Source organism: Pseudomonas sp. LBUM1662, assembly GCF_059695915.1.
Window position 1 is genome coordinate 1153482 of record NZ_CP166793.1, and the last position, 24234, is coordinate 1177715.

General features: G+C 58.5%; 26 protein-coding genes. 16 read left to right on the forward strand and 10 right to left on the reverse strand.

Annotation, left to right across the window (positions count from 1 at the left end; translation table 11 throughout):
• Window positions 1-549: 549 nt before the first annotated feature.
• The gene (yaaA, locus tag ACA049_RS05000; RefSeq protein ID WP_497333595.1) at window positions 550-1329 is read right to left on the reverse strand and encodes a peroxide stress protein YaaA; all 780 of its coding nucleotides are present in this window, start codon (window positions 1327-1329) and stop codon (window positions 550-552) included.
• 254 nt (window positions 1330-1583) lie between these two features.
• Here yaaA and ACA049_RS05005 point away from each other — a divergent pair, with 254 nt between their 5' ends.
• The 6 genes from ACA049_RS05005 to ACA049_RS05030 all read left to right on the forward strand — a co-directional run bounded on the left by ACA049_RS05005 (window position 1584) and on the right by ACA049_RS05030 (window position 6944).
• Window positions 1584-2708, forward strand: a complete 1125-nt coding sequence (locus ACA049_RS05005; RefSeq protein ID WP_497333597.1) for a polysaccharide deacetylase family protein — start codon at window positions 1584-1586, stop codon at window positions 2706-2708.
• A 349-nt stretch (window positions 2709-3057) separates the two neighbouring features.
• Window positions 3058-4452, forward strand: coding sequence for a PhoH family protein (locus tag ACA049_RS05010; RefSeq protein ID WP_497333599.1), 1395 nt, complete (start codon window positions 3058-3060; stop codon window positions 4450-4452).
• Window positions 4453-4690: 238 nt separating this feature from the next.
• Entirely contained in the window at window positions 4691-5164 is a 474-nt protein-coding gene (moaC, locus tag ACA049_RS05015) for a cyclic pyranopterin monophosphate synthase MoaC (protein WP_253436675.1), read from the forward strand.
• Window positions 5161-5403 (forward strand): molybdopterin converting factor subunit 1, encoded by a 243-nt coding sequence (gene moaD, locus ACA049_RS05020; protein ID WP_123451855.1) that lies wholly within the window; start codon window positions 5161-5163, stop codon window positions 5401-5403. The genes moaC and moaD overlap by 4 nt, the downstream gene beginning before the upstream one ends.
• 1 nt (window position 5404) lies before the next feature.
• A complete protein-coding gene (gene moaE, locus ACA049_RS05025) occupies window positions 5405-5857 on the forward strand; it encodes a molybdopterin synthase catalytic subunit MoaE (protein ID WP_497333602.1) in 453 nt (150 codons plus the stop codon).
• A 310-nt stretch (window positions 5858-6167) separates the two neighbouring features.
• The gene (locus ACA049_RS05030; RefSeq protein ID WP_497333604.1) at window positions 6168-6944 is read left to right on the forward strand and encodes an ABC transporter substrate-binding protein; all 777 of its coding nucleotides are present in this window, start codon (window positions 6168-6170) and stop codon (window positions 6942-6944) included.
• Between the two features lie 102 nt (window positions 6945-7046).
• Here the strand turns inward: ACA049_RS05030 and ACA049_RS05035 are convergent, their stop codons facing one another.
• The 5 genes from ACA049_RS05035 to ACA049_RS05055 form a co-directional block, all read right to left on the reverse strand.
• The gene (locus ACA049_RS05035) at window positions 7047-7688 is read right to left on the reverse strand and encodes a helix-turn-helix transcriptional regulator (RefSeq protein WP_497333606.1); all 642 of its coding nucleotides are present in this window, start codon (window positions 7686-7688) and stop codon (window positions 7047-7049) included.
• Between the two features lie 90 nt (window positions 7689-7778).
• Entirely contained in the window at window positions 7779-8906 is a 1128-nt protein-coding gene (locus ACA049_RS05040; RefSeq protein WP_497333608.1) for an NAD(P)/FAD-dependent oxidoreductase, read from the reverse strand.
• A 164-nt stretch (window positions 8907-9070) separates the two neighbouring features.
• Window positions 9071-10018, reverse strand: a complete 948-nt coding sequence (locus tag ACA049_RS05045) for an ornithine cyclodeaminase family protein (RefSeq protein WP_497333610.1) — start codon at window positions 10016-10018, stop codon at window positions 9071-9073.
• A gap of 127 nt (window positions 10019-10145) precedes the next feature.
• Window positions 10146-11633 (reverse strand): ATP-dependent RNA helicase RhlB, encoded by a 1488-nt coding sequence (rhlB, locus tag ACA049_RS05050; RefSeq protein ID WP_497333612.1) that lies wholly within the window; start codon window positions 11631-11633, stop codon window positions 10146-10148.
• Window positions 11634-11718: 85 nt separating this feature from the next.
• A complete protein-coding gene (locus ACA049_RS05055; protein ID WP_497333614.1) occupies window positions 11719-12375 on the reverse strand; it encodes an alpha/beta hydrolase in 657 nt (218 codons plus the stop codon).
• Between the two features lie 469 nt (window positions 12376-12844).
• On the opposite strand from ACA049_RS05055, the gene ACA049_RS05060 reads away from it, so the two are divergent.
• The 4 genes from ACA049_RS05060 to ACA049_RS05075 all read left to right on the forward strand — a co-directional run bounded on the left by ACA049_RS05060 (window position 12845) and on the right by ACA049_RS05075 (window position 17006).
• Window positions 12845-13876, forward strand: a complete 1032-nt coding sequence (locus tag ACA049_RS05060) for an amino acid ABC transporter substrate-binding protein (protein ID WP_497333616.1) — start codon at window positions 12845-12847, stop codon at window positions 13874-13876.
• 65 nt (window positions 13877-13941) lie between these two features.
• The gene (locus tag ACA049_RS05065; protein ID WP_497333618.1) at window positions 13942-15123 is read left to right on the forward strand and encodes an amino acid ABC transporter permease; all 1182 of its coding nucleotides are present in this window, start codon (window positions 13942-13944) and stop codon (window positions 15121-15123) included.
• A 10-nt stretch (window positions 15124-15133) separates the two neighbouring features.
• The gene (locus ACA049_RS05070; RefSeq protein ID WP_497333620.1) at window positions 15134-16231 is read left to right on the forward strand and encodes an amino acid ABC transporter permease; all 1098 of its coding nucleotides are present in this window, start codon (window positions 15134-15136) and stop codon (window positions 16229-16231) included.
• A gap of 10 nt (window positions 16232-16241) precedes the next feature.
• The gene (locus ACA049_RS05075) at window positions 16242-17006 is read left to right on the forward strand and encodes an amino acid ABC transporter ATP-binding protein (protein ID WP_497333622.1); all 765 of its coding nucleotides are present in this window, start codon (window positions 16242-16244) and stop codon (window positions 17004-17006) included.
• 65 nt (window positions 17007-17071) lie between these two features.
• Here ACA049_RS05075 and ACA049_RS05080 read toward each other — a convergent pair whose 3' ends face one another.
• Both ACA049_RS05080 and ACA049_RS05085 read right to left on the reverse strand, forming a co-directional pair.
• Window positions 17072-17554 carry a type II toxin-antitoxin system MqsA family antitoxin gene (locus ACA049_RS05080; protein ID WP_497333624.1) on the reverse strand — a complete coding sequence of 161 codons (483 nt, stop codon included), beginning with the start codon at window positions 17552-17554 and terminating at the stop codon, window positions 17072-17074.
• Window positions 17551-17862, reverse strand: coding sequence for a type II toxin-antitoxin system MqsR family toxin (locus tag ACA049_RS05085; protein ID WP_497333626.1), 312 nt, complete (start codon window positions 17860-17862; stop codon window positions 17551-17553). Before ACA049_RS05085 ends, ACA049_RS05080 begins: the two co-directional genes overlap by 4 nt.
• 167 nt (window positions 17863-18029) lie before the next feature.
• On the opposite strand from ACA049_RS05085, the gene ACA049_RS05090 reads away from it, so the two are divergent.
• The 5 genes from ACA049_RS05090 to ACA049_RS05110 all read left to right on the forward strand — a co-directional run bounded on the left by ACA049_RS05090 (window position 18030) and on the right by ACA049_RS05110 (window position 21939).
• Complete coding sequence (locus tag ACA049_RS05090) at window positions 18030-18689, forward strand: FadR/GntR family transcriptional regulator (RefSeq protein ID WP_497333628.1); 660 nt, start codon at window positions 18030-18032, stop codon at window positions 18687-18689.
• A complete protein-coding gene (locus ACA049_RS05095) occupies window positions 18679-19986 on the forward strand; it encodes a CynX/NimT family MFS transporter (RefSeq protein ID WP_497333630.1) in 1308 nt (435 codons plus the stop codon). Before ACA049_RS05090 ends, ACA049_RS05095 begins: the two co-directional genes overlap by 11 nt.
• Before the next feature lie 100 nt (window positions 19987-20086).
• Entirely contained in the window at window positions 20087-20557 is a 471-nt protein-coding gene (locus ACA049_RS05100) for a nuclear transport factor 2 family protein (RefSeq protein ID WP_497333632.1), read from the forward strand.
• A gap of 40 nt (window positions 20558-20597) precedes the next feature.
• Window positions 20598-20915 carry a GIY-YIG nuclease family protein gene (locus tag ACA049_RS05105; protein WP_497333634.1) on the forward strand — a complete coding sequence of 106 codons (318 nt, stop codon included), beginning with the start codon at window positions 20598-20600 and terminating at the stop codon, window positions 20913-20915.
• 88 nt (window positions 20916-21003) lie between these two features.
• On the forward strand, window positions 21004-21939 hold the full coding sequence (locus ACA049_RS05110) for a glutathione S-transferase family protein (RefSeq protein ID WP_497333636.1): 936 nt from the start codon (window positions 21004-21006) through the stop codon (window positions 21937-21939).
• Between the two features lie 110 nt (window positions 21940-22049).
• On the opposite strand, the gene ACA049_RS05115 is transcribed toward ACA049_RS05110, so the two are convergent.
• Complete coding sequence (locus tag ACA049_RS05115; RefSeq protein ID WP_497333638.1) at window positions 22050-22400, reverse strand: glutaredoxin family protein; 351 nt, start codon at window positions 22398-22400, stop codon at window positions 22050-22052.
• Window positions 22400-23404 (reverse strand): nucleoid-associated protein YejK, encoded by a 1005-nt coding sequence (gene yejK, locus ACA049_RS05120; protein WP_497333640.1) that lies wholly within the window; start codon window positions 23402-23404, stop codon window positions 22400-22402. Before yejK ends, ACA049_RS05115 begins: the two co-directional genes overlap by 1 nt.
• Window positions 23405-23810: 406 nt before the next feature.
• Here yejK and ACA049_RS05125 point away from each other — a divergent pair, with 406 nt between their 5' ends.
• Window positions 23811-24092, forward strand: a complete 282-nt coding sequence (locus ACA049_RS05125; RefSeq protein WP_007905514.1) for an HU family DNA-binding protein — start codon at window positions 23811-23813, stop codon at window positions 24090-24092.
• Window positions 24093-24234 lie beyond the last annotated feature (142 nt).

Genomic DNA, 24234 nt, shown 5'->3' on the forward strand with positions numbered 1-24234 from the left:
GTAAATCAAGCGGTTGGGTGCTCAGATGAGCACGTTTATAGGGGCGCAGCCTTGGCCTTGAAGGGGATATTGATGAGCCTATCTCCTGTCCTTTATGTGTTGCCCAAATCAGAGGCCCAGTCTGCAGAAGTTAATATGACAACTTCGCTACGTGACACTCTTCTCTGCGTAAGTTATCTCGTACATGCATTGAGAAAATCGTTACCGGTGGTATGAGCTACGCATTTGGACATAGTTCCTGTCCGCCCATCGCGAATTCTGAAATTTCTTGAAATATTGAGAAAGATGGCACTGCTCTCATATTGATAGCACTTACCGTTTGGCCCTTTATATATAGGCTTATTATCGGCTCCGATAGTTTTGTGCCACTACCGATAAAAATTTTCAGTGCCACTACTGAAAAAAATCATCAAAGTCGAGTGAAACTAAAGTTAGAAAATAGAGTGATGGATTTCTGGCGTCAGGAAATCGACGAATAAGGCGGGGGATTGTTAGACGATCAGACGGCGGCGCACGACGATTTTTTGCGATCGTGCGCCGACCGGGAGCTTACTCTGGCGCGTGATCGCGCAGAAACACCAGATGGTCCGGTTTAGACTGCTCGGCGCTGTACCGATAGCCTTGAACGTCAAATTTTTTGAGGTCTGCCGGGTCGTTGACGCGCTCTTCAATGACAAAACGGCTCATCATTCCCCGCGCTTTTTTCGCGTAGAAACTGATGATCGTGTATTGGCCGTTCTTCAAGTCCTTGAAATCGGTATTAATGATGCGTGCATTCAAGGCGCTGCGTTTGACCGACGAGAAGTACTCGTTGGAGGCCAGGTTCAGCAATACATCGTCGCCCTGATCGGCCAGGGCTTCGTTCAGCCATTCGCTGATCCGCGTACCCCAGAACGCATACAGATCCTTGCCCCGAGCATTCGCCAGTTTGGTGCCCATTTCCAGCCGATACGGCTGCATCAGGTCCAGCGGGCGCAGCAGGCCGTAAAGGCCGGAGAGCATGCGCAAGTGTTGTTGCGCGTAATCGAAATCGGCTTCGCTGAAGGTTTGCGCGTTGAGCCCGGTGTACACGTCGCCTTTGAATGCAAGCAACGCCTGCTTGGCGTTCTCCGGGGTGAACGCGGGCGTCCAGCTGCCGAAACGCGCGGCGTTGAGGCCGCCGATCTTGTCGGAGACGTGCATCAACTCGCTGATCTGCGCTGGCGTCAGGTCGCGCAGCTGCATGATCAGCTCCTGGGAGTGGTCGAGGTATTGCGGCTGGGTAAAGCGCTGGGTCGCCGGCGGTGTTTCGTAGTCGAGGGTCTTGGCGGGGGAAATCACCATCAGCATGAAGTCGTCTCCTTTAATCGTGGGGGCGATTCTAGGGGGTTGGACCGGTTGACTCCAGCTATCAAGTCCATAGGTGATCGGCGGTTTTGCACAAACCCTTGTAGGAGCGAGGCTTGCCCGCGAAGGCGGTGTGTCAGTTACTGATGATTAGACTGATATACCGCTTTCGCGGGCAAGCCTCGCTCCTACAGCAGATCGTGGACAGCACCGGATCAGCTATAGTGCCGCGCGGGTTTTGTTATGGAGACATCCCTTTGCGTATCGTTTTTCTATTTTCGGCGTGGCTCTTGAGCTTCGGTGCCATGGCGGCGCCGGGTGACGTGGCGACGCTTGATCGCAGCACCTGGCCGGAGCAGCTCAGCAGCCCGACGCTGTTCGACGTGGCATCACGCGCCGAAATCCTCATGTTCGCGCGCGTGCTGCTGGCCAGCGAGTCTCTGGATGAACCGGCCCTGGCCCAACGCCTGGGGCTGCGCAAGATTAATCTGGAGGCCGTCAACAGCCTGCGCCAACGTCTGTGGCAGCGCTTGCTCACCAACTACAACTTCGCCCAGCAGAGCTGCGATCAGGACGCTTCCTTCTGTTTCCTCGTCGAGGACATGGACACCCTGCGCCAGCAAGCGGCCAAGTTTCAGGTTAGCGACGACAGCTACTACATAAAGTGGTCGGAGCCGAGCCGGTTGTTCCACGCCCAGTATCTCGACGAACAATTGCGCAAGGCCGCACTGTTTCCACAGAGCAGCAGCGAAGTCGATCGTTTTGGCGACTATGAACGCAACGGCGACGAGATGCATGACCGGCTGTTTTTACTGACCTTCGACAGCGCCGCCAATGTCATGCCGGACAACACCGGCTGGGTCACGGAATACCTGCGCAAGTCGAACATGAGCGGCACGTTCTTTGTGCTGGGCAAAGACATCCAGGCGCGTCTGGCCGAGCGCTCGGTGGCCAGTCTGCAGGCGACGTATTCAACGCAATGCATCGGCGTCCAGGGCTGGGAGTTTCGCTCCCACAGCTACTGGCAGGACTGGCAGGATTCGGTGCGCCGTAGCGTCGATCTGGTCAAAAGCAAACTGCCGGAGAACTACGTACCACTGTTTCGTCCGCCCGATGGCCAGCGCCGTTCCGATGCCGAAGGCTTCTTCAAGGCTCAGGGTTTGCAGGTGGCGCTGTGGGACATCGATGCCCAGGACGGCGCCGGCAAGCTCAAGGGCAACCCGAGCGCCCAGCGCGTGCTGACGCTGATGCTGCTGTGGCGACACGGGGTGATTAACTTCAATGTGAAGCAGGATGCGGTGAAAACGGCGATGCCCTGGCTCATCACGCAAACGGCGCAAAGCGGGATCGGTTGGGAGGACTGTCAGGACGCGTTTCGCTGAAACCGTAAAAAGCCCGGAATCATTGGGGAAGAGGGCAGGGTGGGGTGATTTTTGTGCAGAATTCGATGCAGGCGGACTTCCGACTTTAACGGGGTGATGGCCATCCGCCTAGTGCTATTGGTCACTCTGAAAAATAAACTTCAAAAAAGCGTCAAAGTACTTTTTTCTGTCATGGGTTTTGGAGTATTACGAAGACAGACCGCCGAAACCTGCACCACAGGTGGCGTCTCCCAAGACCCCGCTATGGATGCAGTTCACTTGAGTCCCAGCAGGTGAAATTCGGTAGTCACTTCGAGGCGCAGCACCGCCAAGGTATTGCGTCGAATGGCTCCCACAAAGGTGACCGAGTATGGATGATCACGGACGTAGTTCTTCCTCCAACCAGCCAATCCTTTATGTACTCGATACCAACGTATTGATTCACGATCCAAACGCCCTTCTTAACTTCGAAGAACACCATGTTGCCATCCCGATGACCGTGCTTGAGGAGCTGGATAAGCTCAAGAGCGGGCATCACAGCGTGGCTGCGGAATGCCGTCAGGCGATTCGCCTGATCGACAAGACGTTGGGCGATGCCAGCCCTGAAGACGTCGAGTTCGGTGTGCCGATCCAGCGTGGCAAGAGCGGACCAAAGGGTTTGCTGTCAATTCTGATGAGCAAGCGTGCCGAGCCGAACATCATTCTTCCGGAACACCTGAACGACAACATCATCATTAACCAGTTGATTGACCTGCATGCGCGCGAGCCAAAATTGCCCGTGGTGCTGGTCACCAAAGACATCAACATGCGCCTCAAGGCTCGGGCGTGCGGGATCGCGGCCGAGGACTACAGCACCGACCAACTGGTTGACGACGTCTCGCTGCTGCCCAATGGTTTTCACAACATGGACGGCTCCTTCTGGGATCGCGTGAAGAATGTCGAAACCCGTCAGGACCACGGTCGCACCTGGCATCAGGTGCAGCTGATCGACAACCTGCCGGCCGTGCATATCAATGAGTTCATCATCGACGAACAAGGTTTTGTCGGCTGGATCAAGGAGATCGAGGAAGACCGCCTGCTGATCCTCGACCTGCATCAGGAACCCCTGTTGCACCAGGAAGCCTGGGGCCTGAAACCGCGTGATATCTATCAAAGCCTGGCGCTGTACGCCTTGCTCGATCCGGACATCCACCTGGTCAACCTGACCGGGGCCGCTGGCTCGGGTAAAACCATCCTCGCCCTGGCGGCGGCGATCGAGCAGACCATGGTCAGCAAGCGCTACCGCCGGATCATCGCAACGCGCAGCGTGCAGGGCCTGGATCAGGAAATCGGTTTCCTGCCCGGCACCGAAGCGGAAAAAATGGAGCCTTGGCTGGGCGCCATCACCGACAACCTCGAAGCCTTGCACATGGATGACGAAAACACCCATGGCAGCGTCGATTACATCCTCAGCAAAGTGCCGTTGCAGTTCAAATCCCTCAACTACATCCGAGGTCGCAGCTTCCAGCAGAGTCTGATTTTGATCGATGAATGCCAGAACCTGACACCGCACCAGATGAAAACCATCATCACCCGTGCCGGCGCCGGTTCCAAAGTGGTGTGCCTGGGTAACCTGGCGCAGATCGACACCCCTTACCTGTCCGCGACCAGCTCCGGGCTGACGTACCTGACCGAACGCTTCAAGGATTTCCCCAACGGTGTACACATCACCCTGCAAGGGGTGCCACGTTCGATTCTGGCCGAATACGCCGAATCGCATTTGTAATCGCGTCACCAGAACCGGGCGGCCCCAAAAGCCGCCCGGTTTTTTATGCCCAACACAAATTAAATGTGGGAGCGGGCTTGCTCGCGAATGCGGTCTGACAGTCAGTATCTATGTCGACTGACACACCGCATTCGCGAGCAAGCCCGCTCCCACAGGGGATTTTGGTGACCCGATAATCAAACGTGCGGATTGTTGACCCGCAGGTTTACAATCGCCGCTCCTGATCAGGAGTAACCCTGTGCTGACTCATCTCGATTCCCAAGGTCGCGCCAACATGGTCGACGTCACCGATAAAGCCGTGACGTTCCGTGAAGCGACGGCCCAAGCGCTGGTGCGCATGCTGCCCGAAACCCTGCAGATGATCGTCAGCGGCGGTCACCCCAAGGGTGATGTGTTCGCCGTGGCACGCATCGCCGGCATCCAGGCAGCGAAGAAAACCAGCGATCTGATTCCTCTGTGCCATCCGCTGATGCTCACCGGCGTCAAGGTCGAACTCAGTGCCGAGGGCGACGACACCGTGCGCATCGTCGCGCGTTGCAAACTGTCCGGGCAGACCGGCGTCGAGATGGAAGCCCTGACCGCTGCCAGCGTCGCTGCGCTAACCATTTACGACATGTGCAAGGCCGTTGACCGTGGCATGACCATCGAAAGCGTGCGGTTGCTGGAAAAACTCGGCGGCAAGAGCGGCCATTTCCAGGCAGATCAGCCATGAACCTCACCGTGAAGTTTTTTGCCCGCTACCGCGAGGCCCTTGGCGTGGACTCGGTCAAGGTTGAGGGCGATTTCGCCACGGTCGACGATGTGCGTGCGCTGCTGGCACAGCGTGACGGTGCCGAGGTGCTGAGCGAACAGAACCTGATGTGCGCCCGCAACGAGGACCTTTGCCAGCTCGACGAGCCGGTGACTGACGGTGATGAAGTGGCGTTCTTTCCGACCGTGACCGGGGGCTGACATGGCGATTCGCGTGCAGTCCACGGCGTTCGATCCGGGCGCTGAAGTCAACGCCATGCACGCCGCCAATGTCGGCGTTGGCGCGGTGGTGAGTTTTGTCGGTTATGTGCGCGACTTCAATGACGGGCTTGATGTTGCCGGGATGTTTCTCGAACACTATCCGGGCATGACTGAAAAGGCCCTTGGCAAGATTGCCGCCGAGGCCGAGCAGCGCTGGCCGTTGCTCAAGCTGGAAGTGTTGCACCGGATCGGCGCTCTGGAACCGGGCGAACCGATCGTCTTCGTCGGTGCCGCAAGCGCGCACCGCCAGGCTGCGTTCGATGCCTGCGCCTTTGTCATGGACTACCTGAAAACCCGTGCGCCGTTCTGGAAGAAAGAAAACACCCGTGACGGCCCGCGTTGGGTAGAAGGGCGTGACAGCGATCATGCGGCGGCGGATCGCTGGAAGCAGTGATTCCTGCGGTGTCTGCAAGTACGCCTTCGCGGGCAAGCCTCGCTCCTACAGGTTCTATGCCGAGCACACATTATGTGAACGACACGAAAACCCGTAGGAGCGAGGCTTGCCCGCGAAGAGGCCATCAGCAACACCAAAAATCCCAATGACCCACCGCCCGACCACCGGCCGGCACATCTTCATTTGGCCCGATTGACGGCTTATACATAAAAGTCCAGTATGGAATTATAAGTACAAAAAAGGCGTGTCCCCCTGTTTCAGCTCTTTCTTCTGTCTTGCCAAACCAACAACAACCCGCGAGAGAACGAACATGAAGAAATTCCCCCTCATCACCGGTCTGGCGCTGAGCCTGTTGGCGTGCAGTTCTCTGTTCGCCGCTGACAAAACCCTGCGCATCGGCATCGAGGCCGCTTATCCGCCGTTCGCCTCCAAGACCGACAAGGGCGAGATCGTCGGTTTCGACTACGACATCGGCAATGCCCTGTGCGCGCAGATGAAGGTCAAGTGTGTGTGGGTCGAAGGCGAATTCGACGGTCTGATTCCTTCCCTGAAAGTGAAGAAAATCGACATGGCGCTGTCGTCCATGACCATCAACGAAGACCGCAAGAAGTCGGTCGACTTTACCCACAAGTATTACTTCACTTCATCGCGTCTGGTGATGAAGGAAGGCGCGGCCGTGGATGACCAGTACGCCAGCCTCAAGGGCAAGACTGTGGGCGTGCAGCGCGCAACCACCACCGACCGTTACGCCACCGAGGTTTTTGAACCGAAGGGCATCAACGTCAAGCGCTACGGCAACAACGAAGAAATCTACATGGACCTGGCAGCCGGTCGTCTCGACGCCATTTTTGCCGACACCATTCCGCTGAGTGACTTCCTGGCGATGCCGCGCGGCAAGGGCTATGCGTTTGTCGGGCCGGAGCTCAAGGATCCGAAGTACGTGGGCGAGGGCGCCGGGATTGCGGTGCGCAAGGGTAACAGCGAGTTGGTTGCCGAGCTGAACACGGCCATCGATGGCATTCGCGCGAGTGGCGAATACCAGAAAATTTCCGAGAAGTACTTCAAGTCCGACATCTACGGCGACTGATTAACATAGATCGCAGCCTCGTTTCACTCGACAGCTCCTACAGGGGAATGCAAAACCCTTGTAGGAGCTGTCGAGTGAAACGAGGCTGCGATCTTTTGATCTTCAGCCCTTCAATTCCTTCAAATGCTTGTAAACAGTCGCCCGCCCCATGTTCAGCACATTGGCCACATAGTTCGAAGCGCTTTTCCCCTTGAAGGCCCCTTCAGCGTGCAACGCAAGCACCAGTTCGCGTTTGTGGTCGCGCGTCAGCACATTCAGGCTCAGTTGACGTTCACGCAGCCAGGCGTGCAGAAAGGTATTGATCCGCTCCTGCCAGTCATCGCGAAACAGTGAATCCGGCTGCGGGATCAGCTTGCTCGGCGACAGGAACAGATCCAGTGCAGCCTTCGCGTTTTCGAACAACGAAATATTCAGGTTGATGCACAGCACCGCCAGCGGATGACCTTCGCTGTCGCGCAAGACGCTGCTCAGGCTGCGAATCTTCTGGCCATCCCAATTGAGCTTTTCGTATGGCCCGATGTTCCGTTCGCTGACATCGTCGCTGAGCATGTCCTCCAGTGCAGAATCGTCACCGATTTCCCGCTTGGACAGGTTGTTGGCGATGTAATCGACCTTTTGCGTGCGCAGGTCATGCAGCACCACTTCGGCGTGGGGAAAGAACAGGGTCGCGATGGCATCGGCGATCGCGCGGTAGTTGTCCAGAGAGGCGTTATCCACAGCCGGGTCTTGTTCAGGTGCGTTCATACAGTGCAGCTCCAGGCAGCGTCAGCGCCCTGCAAAAAGGGCGCTGGAAGTTTGCCGCAATCGTGTCGACACGTCACCTGAGGACGACAATCAGCCCAGGCGAGCGGGGGAGAGCATCTCAGCGTCCAGGCCGAAACGGCTGAGCTGATCCGGCAAGGCTTCACCGCGTACCAGCGCGGCGCTGGCCTGGCCCATGGCCGGTGAAGTCTGGATGCCGTAACCGCCCTGTGCCGCGACCCAAAACAGCCCCGGCACCTGCGTATCGAAACCACTGATCAAATCGCCATCGCTGACGAAGCTGCGCAGGCCGGCCCAGGTGCGGGTCGGACGGCGGATGGTCAGGGTGGTGGCTTCTTCGATCTGGTAGATGCCCATGGCGATGTCCAGCTCTTCGGGCTGCACGTCGTGCGGCTCGACCGGGTCGGCGTTGGCCGGCGAACCGAGAAACATGCCGGCGTCAGGCTTCATGTAGAACGATTCGTCGAGGCTGACCAGCATCGGCCAATGGTGGATGTCCACGCCCTCGGGGCCGGCGAAAATGAACGCCGCACGCCGCTTCGGTTGCAGGCCCAGCGGTTTGGCCCCGGCCAGCTCACCGATTTTGTCGGCCCATGCGCCTGCCGCGTTGATGATGACCGGTGCGCTGAAGGTCTGACCGTTGGTTTGCACCTGCCACAGGCCTTGGGCATCACGGGTCAGGCCCAGCACTTCGCAGTCGGTATGCACTTCGCTTTTGTTGCGACGGATGCCGCGCAGGTAACCCTGGTGCAGGGCATCGGTGTCGATGTCGCTGGCGGTCGGGTCGTAGATTGCGCCATGGACTTTTTCCCGCCGCAGAATCGGCAGCCGTGCGCAGGCTTCGTCGGCGCTGAGCAGTTGCATCTCCGACACCGTGGCCTTGGCGCTTAGGTATTGATTGTTCAACTCGGCTGGGTCGCCGGTGAAGTCCACGGTCATCTCGCCGCGCGGGGTCAGCAGCGGATGTTCACAGAAACCGCTGGGCGGGGCGTCGAAGAAGTCGCGGCTGGCCTGGGTCAGTGCGCGCACCTGCGGTGTGCCATAGGCGGCGGTATACAGGGCGGCGGAGCGTCCGGTGGAGTGATAAGCCGGATGGGATTCGCGTTCGAGCACAATCACCCGGGCGTGCTGAGACAGCCAGAACCCAGTGGAAGCGCCAGCAATCCCGCCGCCGATAATGATGAAATCTGCCTGGCTCATGAACGTCTCCTGTCGAGCGCAAATGCCAATGGTGTCGGTGGACCTTGTAGGAGCTGTCGAGTGAAACGAGGCTGCGATCTTTTGATCTTGATCTTTAAAAAAACAAGATCAAAAGATCGCAGCCTCGTTTCACTCGACAGCTCCTACAGGGGGGGGGCGTGGGGTTAGGGGTGTAGGCGGTAGATGGCATTGGCCAGCGCGATGTCTTCCAGGCCCAGGCCGATCGAACGGAAGAACACAGTGCGGTCGTACTCGGGGCGTTGGGCTTTTCCGCTGAGCAAGTCGGGCAGGTCGCCAACGATGGCGCTTTTGTCCCAGCCGTGCTGTTCGCCCGCAATCAGCATTTCCCCCGCCGAGCCCGGGGTGGTCAGACGATAGTCGCAGAACACTTGCATGTCATTGAGGCTCTGCGGCGGCACTTCGTGCGCGCGCGGGGCGTTGGTGCTGATCGAGGTGATCAGCGCCGGTTTGCTCACGCTCGAGGGATCGATCACCGGCCCTGCGGACGAGGTGCAGAGCATGATCACGTCGGCGTCCTCAATGGCCGCTTCGCGACTGTCGGCGATGGTCAGGCGTGGATCGAGGCTTTTGAGCTGTGCCAGCGTTTCAGGATTTTTATCGCTCAGACTCGGCGAGTAGAGGCTGATGCTCTGCCACTCGCGCAGGTTTTTAACGTAATGCAGGTGCGCCTGAGCCACCTTGCCGCTGCCGATGATCGCCAGGCGCCGGGCGTTCAACGGGGCGAGGGCATCGACGGCGACGGCGGTGGTCGCGGCCGTGCGTGCGGTGGTCAGTTCGCCAGCGTCGCACAGCAGCAGCGGTTGGCCGGTCTGCATCGACATCAACAATGTCCAGGCCGTCACCAACGGACCTTGCTCGCGGACGATGTAAGGCGAGGTCTTGACCCCGTACACGCCGTCTTCAGCCAGCACACCCAAGTAGTTGATGAAGTCGCCGGCGCCTTGAGGGAATTCCACCAGTTGCTGCACCGGTTGCACCGCTTGCCCGGCTGCCAGATCGCGGAACAGTTTGCGCAGGATCTGCGGCACGTCGATCTGCGCCAGCAACTCGCGGGCCTGGGGTTGGGTGATCACGTAAGGCGTACTGGACATGGTCGGCTCCGAGCGCTGCAATTAAACTAATTTGTCCATTATGGACTTTTAGTTGTCTTGGGCAATATCGGGGCGAAAAAAAAGCGCAGTCCGTTTCCGGCTGCGCCTCTTTCAGCAAGGGCCCGAGTTACGGACGCTTGCGCTCAACCGCCCGCAGTAGATGCGTCGGCGGCGTTTCACAACTGATTTTCCGACCCAGCAACGCCTCGATGGACGGTAGCTGGTAGGAGTCATCTTCACCGGCAAAACTGATGGACACGCCATCAGCGCCAGCACGGCCGGTACGACCGATACGGTGCACGTAATCGTCCGGGACTTCCGGGAGGGTGAAGTTGATGACGTGGCTGATGCCGTCGATGTGGATGCCGCGACCGGCCACGTCGGTGGCGACCAGCACGCGGATCTTGCCTTCGCGGAAACCTTCCAGGGTCTTGATGCGCTTGTGCTGCGGCACGTCGCCGGACAGTTGCGCGGCGTTGACGCCGTCACGCACCAGGCGTTCCTCGATGCGCCGCACTTCATCCTTGCGGTTGGCAAACACCATCACCCGCTCCCAACCGTTGTCGGTGACCAGGTTGTAGAGCAGTTTGTATTTGTCGGCACCGGCCACAGCGTAGATGTGTTGCTCGACGTTTTCGCTGGCCACGTTCTGCGACTCGATCTCGACGATCGACGGGTCGGTGGTCCACTGCTTGGCGAGGTTCATCACGTCTTCGGTGAAGGTCGCGGAGAACAGCAGCGTCTGACGCTCGTTCTTCGGCGGCGTCTGGCGAATGATCTGACGCACTTGCGGGATGAAACCCATGTCGAGCATGCGGTCGGCTTCGTCCAGCACCATGACTTCGACCATGTCCAGATGCACGTCGCCGCGCTGGTTGAAGTCGAGCAGGCGGCCCGGGGTAGCCACGAGGATGTCGCAGTGACGGGCTTCGAGGTGCTTGAGTTGCTTGTCGAAGTCCATGCCGCCAACGAACGTCATGACGTTGAGGCCGGTGTACTTGGTCAGATCGGCGGCGTCCTTGGCGATCTGCACCACCAGTTCGCGGGTCGGCGCGATGATCAGTGCCCGCGGCTCACCCATGTAGCGTTCCTTGGGTGGCGGGGTTTCCAGCAGCTGGGTGATGATCGAGATCAGGAACGCAGCGGTTTTGCCGGTGCCGGTCTGGGCGCGACCGATGGCGTCTTTGCCCGCGAGCGTGAAGCCCAGCACTTGCGCCTGGATCGGCGTGCAATACGGGAAGCCGAGGTCCTGGATGGCGTGCATCAGTTCCGGGGCGAGTTTGAAATCGTGGAAACGGGTTTTGCCTTCCAGGGGTTCGACGGCGAAGTCTTCGAGTTTCCAGGGAATGACCGGCGCTTTCGGTTTCGGTTCGCGACGCGGTTTTACAGGTTTCGGCGTTTCGCTGCGCGGTGGTTCGGCGGCGATAATCTCGACAGGTTGGGCGGCCGGTGTGGTCACTGGCTCGTGTTTCGGTGCCGCTACGGTTGCGGTCCGGCCAGGCTGATTACCGTCGGTGCGGTGGCTGGGGATGTGAGACGGAGCGCTGGGAGCTGGCGCGAGCTGCTCAGTCTCGCTTTTACCGAACATTTTCTTGAGTGCTTTGAGCACGGTCATCTCATCAATTGGTTAAGGAATATACGCCGGCCAGTGTAATGCAAGAATCGGGCGCGGCGTAGTGGGATGGATCAATGGGTAGCTTTTAGCGCAAACGCTCGGTCAGCCAGACGCCGATGTCGCGAATTTCCTCGGGTAACACTTCGTGGCCCATTGGGTATTCCTGCCATGTCACGGTGACACCATGCTGCTTCAAAAACTCGTAAGCGGTGCGGCCCATCGAGTTTTGAACGACGTCATCGTACTGGCCGTGCAACGACAGCACGGGAATGCGCTGCTGGCTGGCGCTGAGCTCCAGTTCATCGCTGAAGGTCGGTGCATAAGTCGAGAGGGCAAGTACGCCACCCAACGGCCCTTGACACTTCAAGAAAGCGGTGTGCAACACCACGGCGCCGCCCTGGGAAAAACCTGCCAGGAATATCCGCGAGGCGTCTATTCCGCTGGTGCGCTGCTCTTCAATCAAATCAACGACTCGCTGCGCCGACGCTTCCAGCTGCTCACGGCTGATCGCGCGTGCCGGGCTCATGGCCAATATGTCGTACCAGCTCGGCATCTCGTAACCGCCGTTGATGGTGACGGCGCGGGTCGGTGCCTGCGGGAGAACGAAGCGGGTGGTCAGCAGGCTTTCCTGCAAGGCTTCAGCCACCGGCAGGAAGTCGTAGCGGTCGGCGCCCAGGCCGTGCAGCCATATAACGCAGGCGTCTGCGGGCTTTACGGGTTGAAGAATCAAGGGCTCGGTCATGGCTGCTCCAATTTTGTGCGTGCGCTCTCAAAGAGTGCGAGAGGTGAGTGCGCGTCTGGTTGATCCGTTAAGAAGATGTCGCAAGGCTACAAGTTTTGCTATTGACCTGTCGCCGAACGGCTTCGGCGAGCGGTCTGGTACGGGCTTTGCTATGGGAAAGCCTGTACTGAAAATCCCACGCCTGTCGGTAACACTATCAGGCCATGGTGGTTGGTGGGATAGCAAAAGAATCCGGTGATGGATGTTCGCCAGTGGCCGTTACGGGCTTCGCGAACGTGAAAGGGCTACCGCCCGTTCGGCCGATTGGTGAGAAGTGAGTGGTCCATGATGTGGATTTTCTCCTACTAGACTCATAGCGCAGGTCCTACGTCGGTTGACCCCAAAAAAAGCCAACACGGGTCGACTACGCCTCATAAGGGTGCGACAGGACTCAAGCTCCGACACAACAAGAGCAAAACTGGAGGTTTGAATGAAGATGTTGAAATCCACCCTGGCTATCGTGACTGCAGCTGCAGTACTTGGTGTCAGCGGGTTCGCTCAGGCGGGTGCAACCCTGGATGCAGTGCAGAAGAAAGGCTTTGTACAATGCGGCGTAAGTGACGGTCTGCCGGGATTCTCGGTTCCGGACGCTACCGGCAAGATTCTGGGGATCGATGCCGACTTCTGCCGTGCTGTGGCTGCTGCCGTTTTTGGCGACGCGACCAAGGTCAAGTTCAGTCAGTTGAACGCCAAAGAGCGCTTCACCGCGCTGCAGTCCGGCGAAATTGACATCCTGTCGCGCAACACCACCATGACCAGCTCCCGTGACGCGGGTATGGGCCTGAAGTTTCCTGGCTTCATCACTTACTACGACGGCATCGGCTTCCTGGTTAACAGCAAGCTGGGCGTCAAAAGTGCCAAAGAGCTGGACGGTGCAACCATCTGCATCCAGGCCGGTACCACTACTGAGCTGAACGTTTCCGACTACTTCCGTGGCAACGGTCTGAAATACACCCCGATCACCTTCGACACCTCCGACGAAAGCGCCAAGTCGCTGGAATCCGGTCGTTGCGACGTATTGACCTCCGACAAGTCCCAACTGTTCGCTCAGCGCAGCAAACTGGCGTCGCCGAAGGACTTCGTGGTTCTGCCGGAAACCATTTCCAAGGAACCATTGGGCCCGGTCGTGCGTAATGGCGACGACGAGTGGCTGGCCATCGTGCGCTGGACTGGCTACGCCATGCTCAACGCCGAAGAAGCCGGCATCACTTCGAAGAACGTCGAAGCTGAAGCCAAAGGCACCAAGAACCCTGACGTTGCTCGTCTGCTGGGCACTGACGGTGAATACGGCAAAGACCTGAAAGTGAAGAAAGACTGGGTCGTGCAAATCATCAAGCAAGTCGGTAACTACGGCGAAGTGTTCGACAAAAACCTCGGCAAGAGCACTCCGCTTGAAATCGACCGCGGGCTGAACGCTCTGTGGAACAACGGCGGCATTCAATACGCACCACCAGTGCGCTGATGGTTCTATCACCCGGTGGGCCAACCACCGGGTGATGTTCTGTTCCATTACATCCGGGGCACTTCATGCAAAATTCAATCGGCGCACCAAAGCAGAGGCTCAGCCTCAGCGATCCCAAAGTGCGTGCGTGGCTATTTCAGATCATCACCGTTGTGGCGGTGGTCTCGATGGGCTGGTACCTGTTCGACAATACGCAGACCAACCTTCAGCACCGGGGCATTACCTCCGGTTTCAGCTTTCTGGAGCGCAGTGCCGGTTTCGGCATCGCTCAACACCTGATCGACTACACCGAATCGGACAGCTATGCCCGGGTGTTTGTCATCGGCCTGCTCAACACGCTGCTGGTGACCTTCATCGGCGTGATCCTGGCAACGATCCTCGGGTTCATCGTCGGCGTGTCACGACTGTCGAAGAACTGGATCATTGCCAAGCTGGCGACTGTTTATGTGGAAGTCTTCCGCAACATTCCGCCGCTGCTGCAAATCCTGTTCTGGTACTTCGCGGTGTTCCTGACCATGCCGGGGCCTCGCAACAGCCATAACTTCGGCGACACCTTCTTCGTCAGCAGCCGCGGCCTGAACATGCCGGCCGCGTTGGTGGCGGACGGTTTCTGGCCGTTTGTGGTCAGCGTCGTCGTGGCCATCGTCGCCATCGTGCTGATGAGCCGGTGGGCCACCAAACGCTTCGAAGCGACCGGTGTGCCGTTCCATAAATTCTGGGTCGGCCTGGCGCTGTTCCTGGTGATCCCGGCGCTGTGCGCATTGATCTTCGGTGCGCCAGTGCACTGGGAAATGCCGAAGCTGCAAGGCTTCAACTTCGTCGGTGGCTGGGTGCTGATCCCGGAACTGCTGGCGCTGACGTTGGCCCTGACCGTGTACACCGCGGCGTTCATCGCCGAGATCGTGCGTTCGGGCATCAAGTCGGTCAGCCACGGCCAGACCGAAGCGGCGCACTCGTTGGGCCTGCGCAACGGTCCGACTCTGCGCAAGGTGATCATCCCGCAAGCCCTGCGCGTGATCATTCCACCGCTGACCAGCCAATACCTGAACCTGGCGAAGAACTCCTCGCTGGCGGCCGGTATCGGTTATCCGGAAATGGTGTCGTTGTTTGCCGGTACGGTGCTGAACCAGACCGGGCAGGCGATCGAGGTGATTGCGATCACCATGAGCGTGTACCTGGCGATCAGTATCAGCATTTCCCTGCTGATGAACTGGTACAACAAGCGCATTGCGCTGATCGAGCGGTAAGGAAAAGCGCATGAGTACTCATACTTTCAAGCCTGATATGCCGCCACCGAGCAAAGTCTTCGGGCCGGTGGCGTGGATGCGCGCGAACATGTTCTCCAGCTGGCTGAACACCGTGCTGACCCTGTTCGCGTTCTATCTGATCTACCTGGTGGTTCCGCCGATCCTGCATTGGGCGATCCTGGACGCCAACTGGGTGGGCACCACCCGCGCCGACTGCACCAAGGAGGGCGCCTGCTGGGTGTTCATCCAGCAGCGCTTCGGCCAGTTCATGTACGGCTACTACCCAGCGGACCTGCGCTGGCGTGTAGACCTGACCGTATGGCTGGCAGTCATTGGCGTGGCACCGCTGTTCATCTCGCGCTTCCATCGCAAAGCGGTGTATGGCCTGAGCTTCCTGGTGGTGTACCCGATCATTGCCTGGTGCCTGCTGCATGGCGGCGTTTTCGGCCTGACCCAGGTGGCGACCAGCCAATGGGGCGGCCTTATGCTGACCCTGGTAATCGCCACCGTCGGTATCGCCGGTGCGTTGCCGCTGGGGATCGTACTGGCGCTGGGCCGTCGTTCGAACATGCCGGCGATTCGCGTGGTCTGCGTGACCTTCATCGAATTCTGGCGCGGCGTGCCGTTGATCACGGTGCTGTTCATGTCCTCGGTGATGCTGCCGTTGTTCCTGCCCGAAGGCATGAACTTCGACAAACTGCTGCGGGCGCTGATCGGCGTGATCCTGTTCCAGTCGGCCTACGTCGCCGAAGTGGTGCGTGGCGGTCTGCAAGCGATTCCCAAAGGTCAGTACGAAGCGGCTGCAGCGATGGGCCTCGGTTACTGGCGCAGCATGGGCCTGGTGATTCTGCCGCAAGCCCTGAAGCTGGTAATCCCGGGCATCGTCAACACCTTCATTGCGCTGTTCAAGGACACAAGCCTGGTGATCATCATCGGCCTGTTCGACCTGCTCAACAGCGTCAAACAAGCCGCCGCCGACCCGAAATGGTTGGGCATGGCCACCGAAGGCTATGTGTTCGCGGCCCTGGTGTTCTGGATTTTCTGTTTCGGTATGTCGCGCTATTCCATGCATCTGGAACGCAAGCTCGACACTGGCCACAAGCGTTAGGAGTTCTGAAATGAGCGAAGCAATCAAAAAGCCTGTGAGCCCTGAAGGCATTATTCAGATGCAGGGCGTGAACAAGTGGTACGGCCAGTTCCACGTGCTGAAAGACATCAACCTGAACGTCAAGCAGGGCGAGCGAATCGTCCTGTGCGGCCCGTCGGGTTCCGGCAAATCCACCACCATCCGTTGCCTCAACCGTCTGGAAGAACACCAGCAGGGCCGTATCGTGGTCGATGGCGTGGAACTGACCAACGACCTCAAGCAGATCGAAACGGTGCGCCGTGAAGTCGGCATGGTGTTCCAGCACTTCAACCTGTTCCCGCACCTGACCATCCTGCAGAACTGCACGCTGGCGCCGATGTGGGTGCGCAAGATGCCCAAGCGCCAGGCCGAAGAGATCGCCATGCACTATCTGGAGCGCGTACGCATTCCGGAGCAGGCGCATAAGTACCCGGGGCAATTGTCCGGCGGTCAGCAACAGCGTGTGGCGATTGCCCGTGCCTTGTGCATGAAGCCGAAAATCATGCTGTTCGACGAACCGACTTCGGCACTCGACCCTGAGATGGTGAAGGAAGTGCTCGACACCATGATCGGCCTGGCTGAAGACGGCATGACCATGCTCTGCGTGACCCACGAAATGGGCTTCGCCCGCACCGTGGCCAATCGCGTGATCTTCATGGACAAGGGCGAAATCGTTGAACAGGCTGCGCCGAACGACTTCTTCGACAACCCGCAGAATGAGCGGACGAAGCTGTTCTTGAGCCAGATTTTGCATTGATTGGCACTTGGCTTTGAAATAAACCCGGACAGTGTTCCGGGTTTATTTTTGCCTGGGGTTTGTGTTCAGGATGCGAGCGCGGATGGGTGTGATTGGTCGAGGTTTGCCAACAGACTTTGCAAGTCTGCACCTTCTCGAAGTACTTGCACGTCGCCCAGTAACTCTGGATGCCGATCAAGCAGGCGCATCAGCATAAATAGCGGTTGGGGCGGTGCGAGTTCGGCGCGCTCATATCGGGAAAAAGCGTTGTGGCCACCCCCCGAGAGCAACTTCACCGCTTCTTTCTGCGAGAGTTTCAGCTTGCGACGAATACGCTTCATCTCGGTGGCCATAAGTTGACGGCAATCGAGCAGCAGTTGATCGCTTGCCTGGGAGTAACGCTCTGCGCTGTCGTCATCGAATTCGACTTCGCCGCAGACCCGGCATTCATAGCCTGAAATGTCGCCTAGCTGACGTGACATCTGTTTGAAGTCGATGGTGAAACTGCGCCCATCGAAGTACTGCAGCCCATCATGAGTACCGCAGCTGAAACATTGCTTTCCATTCATTTGTCTTTCTCCTTGAAGGAGATTACGGGAGGCCCACCACCGGGGCGATAGGTCACTTTGATGTAAATCTCCAGGCCGTGAGTCTTAATGTAATAAACGTCTTGCCAGATGCGATGGTCGGCAAAGGTCGTCATCGATTTGTACAGCATCCGGTTTTCCAGCGAACAGACGATTTGCAGCATTTGGGGAAGGCTTAAATCAAGTTGTCGACCGCCTTCCCGTGCGGCACCGGTAAATGCCTTCGTCCCTAATCTGATGACCTCCGATTTGACTACCGCCAAGTCATAGTGAGGTGTGTTCTTTTCCATAAGAAGCCGTTTACCCTGCCTATAAAATTACCCTTAAAGGGTAATTTTGACTAATCGAAAATCCCGCTTCATTCCCCGCTCCCTGACAATAGGCGGTTGCCGTCCTACATGAAGCTGACTAACATGTCAGAAAATTCATCCTATGATTGGATGAAAGGGCGAATCTTATGTCAGACATTTCTCCACTCGTTAAGCGATCCCTGGTCGATCAGGCCCTGGATCAACTGCGTCACCGCATCAACAGCGGCGCCTGGCAGGTCGGCCAGCGCCTGCCCACCGAGCCAGAGCTGTCCGCCGAATTGGGCATCAGCCGCAATACCGTGCGTGAAGCCATGCGCGTGTTGGCGTTTTCCGGATTAATCGAAATCCGTCAGGGCGACGGCAGTTACCTGCGCGCCGTGATCGACCCGCTGGATACCATGAAAGCCTTGTCGCGCTGCTCCCACGAACAGGCCCGCGAGACCCGACACATTCTCGAAGTCGAGGCCATCGGCCTGGCTGCGCTGCGTCGAACCGACGAAGACCTGGTGGCATTGCGCGAAGCATTGGGCGTCAGCGGCAGCCACTACCACGGCGATCTCGACAGCTACATCGCCTGCGATCTGGTGTTCCACCGCCGCCTGGTGGACGCCGCACACAACCCGACCCTCAGCGAGTTGTACCGCTACTTCTCCAGCGTTGTCGGCGCGCAATTGCGCCAGACGCTGAGCGTCACGCCCCGCCGCCAGGAAGTGTTTGATCTGCACATCGAACTGCTTGATGCCGTCGAGCAACGCGACCCGGAACGGGCGAAAGCCTTGTCGAGGCAGTTGATCAATGAACCTTGAAACCGAGAATTCCATGTCGAGCAGCAACAGCAACATCACTCAACCCAAGCGCACAGCAGAACTCGAAGAACTGCTGATCGATGCCGAGGCCGATGACGAGGAGGTCCAGCAAAACCACCCGATCCTGCGTCGTCCGTGGCTGTTGCTGCTGGGGCTGATTCTGGTGGCGCTGAACCTGCGCCCGGCGCTGTCGAGCATGGCGCCGATGCTCAGCGAAGTCTCGAAGACCCTCGGTTTGTCGGCGGCCCAGGCCGGGTTGCTGACGACCTTGCCAGTGTTGTGCCTCGGTTTGTTTGCTCCGCTGGCGCCGTTGCTGGCGCGACGTTTTGGCGCCGAGCGCGTGGTGTTGGGGATTCTGTTGATGCTGGCGGGCGGAATCATCCTGCGCAGTTCATTCGGTGAAATCGGCCTGTTTGCTGGCAGTGTGCTGGCCGGGGCGAGCATCGGGGTGATCGGCGTTTTGTTGCCGGGTATCGTCAAGCGCGATTTTCCGAAACAGGCCGGGACCATGACCGGCGTCTACACCATGGCCTTGTGTCTGGGCGCAGCCATGGCGGCCGGCGCGACCGTGCCGTTGAGCGAGCATTTCGACAAGAGCTGGGCCCTGGGCCTCGGTTTCTGGGTGGTGCCGGCGCTGGTCGCGGCGATTTTCTGGTTGCCGCAAGTCGGTCAGAAACACGGCGCACATAACGTTGCGTATCGGGTTCGCGGTCTGTTGCGTGATCCACTGGCCTGGCAAGTCACGCTGTACATGGGCTTGCAATCATCGTTGGCGTACATCGTATTTGGCTGGTTGCCATCGATCCTGATCGGTCGCGGCCTGACCCCGACCCAGGCTGGTCTGGTGCTCTCGGGTTCGGTGATTGTCCAGTTGGCCAGTTCACTGGCGGCGCCGTGGCTGGCGACTCGCGGCAAGGATCAGCGGCTGGCAATTGTCGTGGTTATGCTGCTGACGCTCGGTGGGTTGTTCGGCTGTCTCTACGCACCGATCGAAGGCCTGTGGGGCTGGGCGATCCTGCTCGGCCTGGGGCAGGGCGGTACGTTCAGCCTGGCGTTGACCCTGATCGTGCTGCGCTCGCGCGATTCCCATGTGGCGGCGAACCTGTCGAGCATGGCCCAGGGCTTCGGTTATACCCTGGCCTCGATGGGGCCGTTCGCGGTCGGTATCGTGCATGACTGGACCGGCGGCTGGACGGCGCTGGGCTGGATCTTTGGTGTGATAGGCCTTGGCGCGATCCTCGCCGGCCTCGGCGCCGGACGGTCGTTGTACGTTCAGGTCGTAAGCGAAAAAATCTGACCCCCTCACACTCTCGGTATTCGGCCCACGAATGCCGATAGTGTTCCGCGCATTTGTTGACTATCGTGCAGGCAATCCTTCAAACGTTCGGAGCCTGCCCATGAGTGATGCCAACCGCGCATTGATCACCCAGTTCTATCAAGCCTTCCAGCGGCTGGATGCCGAGGCCATGAGCGCCTGCTACACCGACGATGTGGTGTTCAGTGATCCGGCGTTCGGCGAACTGCGCGGTCGCGATGCCGGCGACATGTGGCGCATGCTCACGACGCGGGCGAAGGATTTCTCCCTGACGTTCGACAACGTTCGAGCCGAGGAACGCACGGGCGGCGCACATTGGGTCGCGACCTATCTGTTCAGCCAGACCGGCAACACAGTGGTCAACGATATTCAGGCGCAGTTCATGTTTCGTGACGGCAAGATCTGCGAACACCATGACAGCTTCGATATGTGGGCCTGGTCGCGGCAGGCGCTGGGTTTCAAGGGGTTGCTGCTGGGCTGGTCGCCAGCGGTAAGAAACGCCGTTCGCGCTCAAGCGCTGAAGGGGTTGAAGGCATTCCAGGCCAGTCGCTGATAAGATCGCGGCTTGTTTCCTTTCAAGCCTTGATCGTCACGTGAACACCCCGAGCGAATCCTCCATCATTGCCGCCGAACCGGTGTTGGTCAGCAAACCCTGGTTCGTCTACCTCGTTCGCGCAGCCAATGGTTCGCTCTACTGCGGGATTAGCGATGATCCCGTGCGCCGCTTCGCCACTCACCAGAGCGGCAAGGGCGCAAGATTCTTCCTCTCCAGCCCAGCCGTGGCCTTGGTCTACACCGAAGTCTGCCGCGACAAAAGCGAAGCCTTGCGCCAGGAACGGCTGATCAAAAAACTCAAGAAAAGCGCCAAGGAATGCCTGGTCGCAAGCGCTGTCGCCGGCTTATCAACCTGATTGATAAGGGCCCATCAGGCAGATCTGTAGGCTGCCCCCGGATTGCGCGCTAAGCTGCGGATTCATTATCCGTGCGGCGGAGCCGAGCATGTCCGAGTTGATTCTCCATCATTACCCGACGTCCCTTTTCGCCGAAAAGGCCCGCCTGCTGCTGGGTTTCAAGGGGCTGTCCTGGCGCTCGGTGAAGATCTCGCCGGTGATGCCAAAACCTGATCTGACGGCCCTGACGGGCGGCTATCGCAAGACCCCGGTGTTGCAGATTGGCGCTGATATCTATTGCGACACCGCGCTGATCGTCCGTCGTCTGGAGCAGGAAAAAGCCTTGCCGGCGTTCTTCCCTGAAGGTCAGGAAATGATCGTCGCGTCCTTCGCCGCCTGGGCCGATTCGGTGGTGTTCCAGCATGCTGTCAGCCTGGTGTTTCAGCCTGAATCCATCGCCGTGCGCTTCGGCAATATGCCGCCGGAAGCGATCAAGGCATTCCTGGCTGATCGCGCCGGGTTGTTCAGTGGCGGCAGCGCTACCAGGTTGTCGGCCGAACAAGCGCGGCATCAATGGCCGACGATCATGGGGCGCCTTGAGCAGCAGCTTCAGCGCGAGCAGGGTGATTTCCTGTTCGGCGAGCCATCGATTGCCGATTTTGCGTTGGCTCACTGCCTGTGGTTTCTCAAGGCGACGCCGGTGACTGCACCGTTGGTCGATGCTTATCCGGCGGTTTCTGCGTGGTTAGGGCGGGTGATGGGCTTCGGCCATGGTGCGTCCAGCGAGATGACATCCGAGGAAGCGTTGGTGGTGGCGCGCAATGCCACGCCGGCAGCGTTACCGGATGAGCAGTTTGATGAACCGAATGGTTTTGAGGCGGGTCAGCAGGTGGTGATCGCGGCGACCGATTACGGGGTGGATCCGGTGGCCGGGGAGTTGCTGTTTGCGGGCAGGGAAGAGTTGATTCTGCGTCGGGAGGACGAGCGGGGCGGTGTGGTGCATGTGCACTTTCCGCGGTTCGGGTTCCGCATCGAAAAACGCTGATGAACGAAATGTGGGTGCGAGCTTGCTCGCGAAGAGGCCATAACATTCAACATTGATGTTGATTGATAAACCGCTTTCGCGAGCAAGCCCGCTCCCACAGGGTTTTGTGTTTACTTCAACGCGGCGAGAATCGCGTCTGGGTCATACCCGCGAATCAACGTCCCGTTCACATCGATGATCGGGATCCCGCCGCCGCCCAGTGCTTCGTAAGCCGTGCGCGCCTCGGCGTCTTTCTCGATATCGAATTCCTTGTACGGAACACCTTTCTGATCGAGAAAACGCCGGGTCAATTTGCAGTAGCCGCACCACTCGGTGGCATAGAGCACGACGCTGGCCTTGGCCTGAGTCTGCTCCGACACCACTTGCGAAGGGTTGAACACCCGCTCGATCTTGCCCCAGTTCTGATAGACCACGACCACCAGCAGGATCAGCAGGAATTTTTTCAGAATGCCGTTCAGCATCAGTTGCGTCGCTTCAGCTGATCGGTCAACTGAGTGGGCAGGCCCTTGATAATCAGCGTGCCGGCTTCTTCGTCGTATTCGATCTTCGAGCCCAGCAGGTGTGCTTCGAAGCTGATGGACAGGCCTTCGGCGCGACCGGTAAACCGACGGAACTGATTCAAGGTGCGTTTATCCGCCGGGATTTCCGGAGACAGGCCGTAATCCTTGTTGCGGATGTGATCGTAGAAGGCTTTCGGGCGCTCTTCGTCGATCAGTTCCGAGAGTTCTTCCAGTCCCATCGGCTCGCCGAGCTTGGCCTGGCTGCTGGCGTAATCCACCAAAGTCTTGGTCTTCTCGCGGGCAGACTCTTCCGGCAAATCTTCGCTTTCAACGAAATCACTGAAAGCCTTGAGCAGGGTGCGGGTTTCGCCCGGGCCGTCGACGCCTTCCTGGCAACCGATGAAATCGCGGAAATACTCCGAAACCTTTTTCCCGTTCTTGCCTTTGATGAACGAAATGTACTGCTTGGACTGTTTGTTGTTCTGCCACTCGGACACGTTGATCCGCGCGGCCAGGTGCAATTGGCCCAGGTCGAGGTGCCGGGACGGGGTCACGTCCAGCTGATCGGTTACTGCAACGCCCTCACTGTGGTGCAGCAGGGCGATCGCCAGGTAATCGGTCATGCCCTGCTGGTAATGCGCGAACAGCACGTGGCCGCCCACAGAGAGGTTCGACTCTTCCATCAGTTTTTGCAGGTGTTCCACCGCCACGCGGCTGAATGCCGTGAAATCCTTGCCGCCCTCGAGGTATTCCTTCAGCCAGCCGCTGAACGGATGCGCCCCGGACTCGGCATGGAAGAAACCCCAGGCCTTGCCTTGCTTGGCGTTGTAGCTTTCGTTGAGGTCGGCAAGCATGTTCTCGATGGCGCTCGACTCGGCCAGTTCGGAGTCGCGAGCTTGGAGAACTGCAGGTGTGCCGTCGGGTTTTTTGTCGATCAGGTGGACGATGCAATGGCGGATCGGCATGGGCTTCTCGGCTGTTTGAAGCGGCTGGTTGGAGAGAGCAGGGCAGGCTCCCGAAAAAGTGCCAAGTGTACCGCAACCACTGGTTTTGGCGCGGCTCGAAGGGCAATTCGCAGCCGAGCGACGGCCCTTATGCAGTTTTTTCCTGTTTTAGAGCAATAAAGCTGACCAAATGGGTAGCTAGAGGCGGATATTTCCCCGTCTCTGTGCTAGTTTTGCCCCGTCTTACGCGAAGTCACTGCGTTAAGCGTGCATTCAGCATTTGTCAGGTCGAACCAAACCCTGATTTCGGTATCTATAACCCCGATCCCGTGGTTATTGGCCGAGGGTGCCAGATCCAGAAGATCGGGCTCGATGGCTGACACTGCACTCTGCAATCCATATGAATTTGATAGGGAAGGAACACTACATGGCTCTTACTAAAGACCAACTGATCGCCGACATCGCTGAAGCTATCGACGCGCCAAAAACCACCGCGCGTAACGCTCTGGACCAACTGGGCCAAATCGTTGCCGATCAGCTGGAAAACGGCGGCGAAATCACTCTGCCAGGTATCGGCAAACTGAAAGTGACTGAGCGTCCAGCCCGTACCGGCCGTAACCCTTCGACTGGCGCTGCCATCGAAATCGCTGCCAAGAAAGTTATCAAGCTGGTTGTGGCCAAAGGCCTGACCGACGCTGTTAACAAGTAAGACGCAGTAAAAAAAGCCGTGCTCCGGAGCAATCCGGTCACGGCTTTTTTGTGCCTGCGATTTACCTGGGACACCGCAAAACCAATTGTGGGAGCGGGCTTGCTCGCGAAAGCGGTGAGTCAGTCACCATTGAAGTCGACTG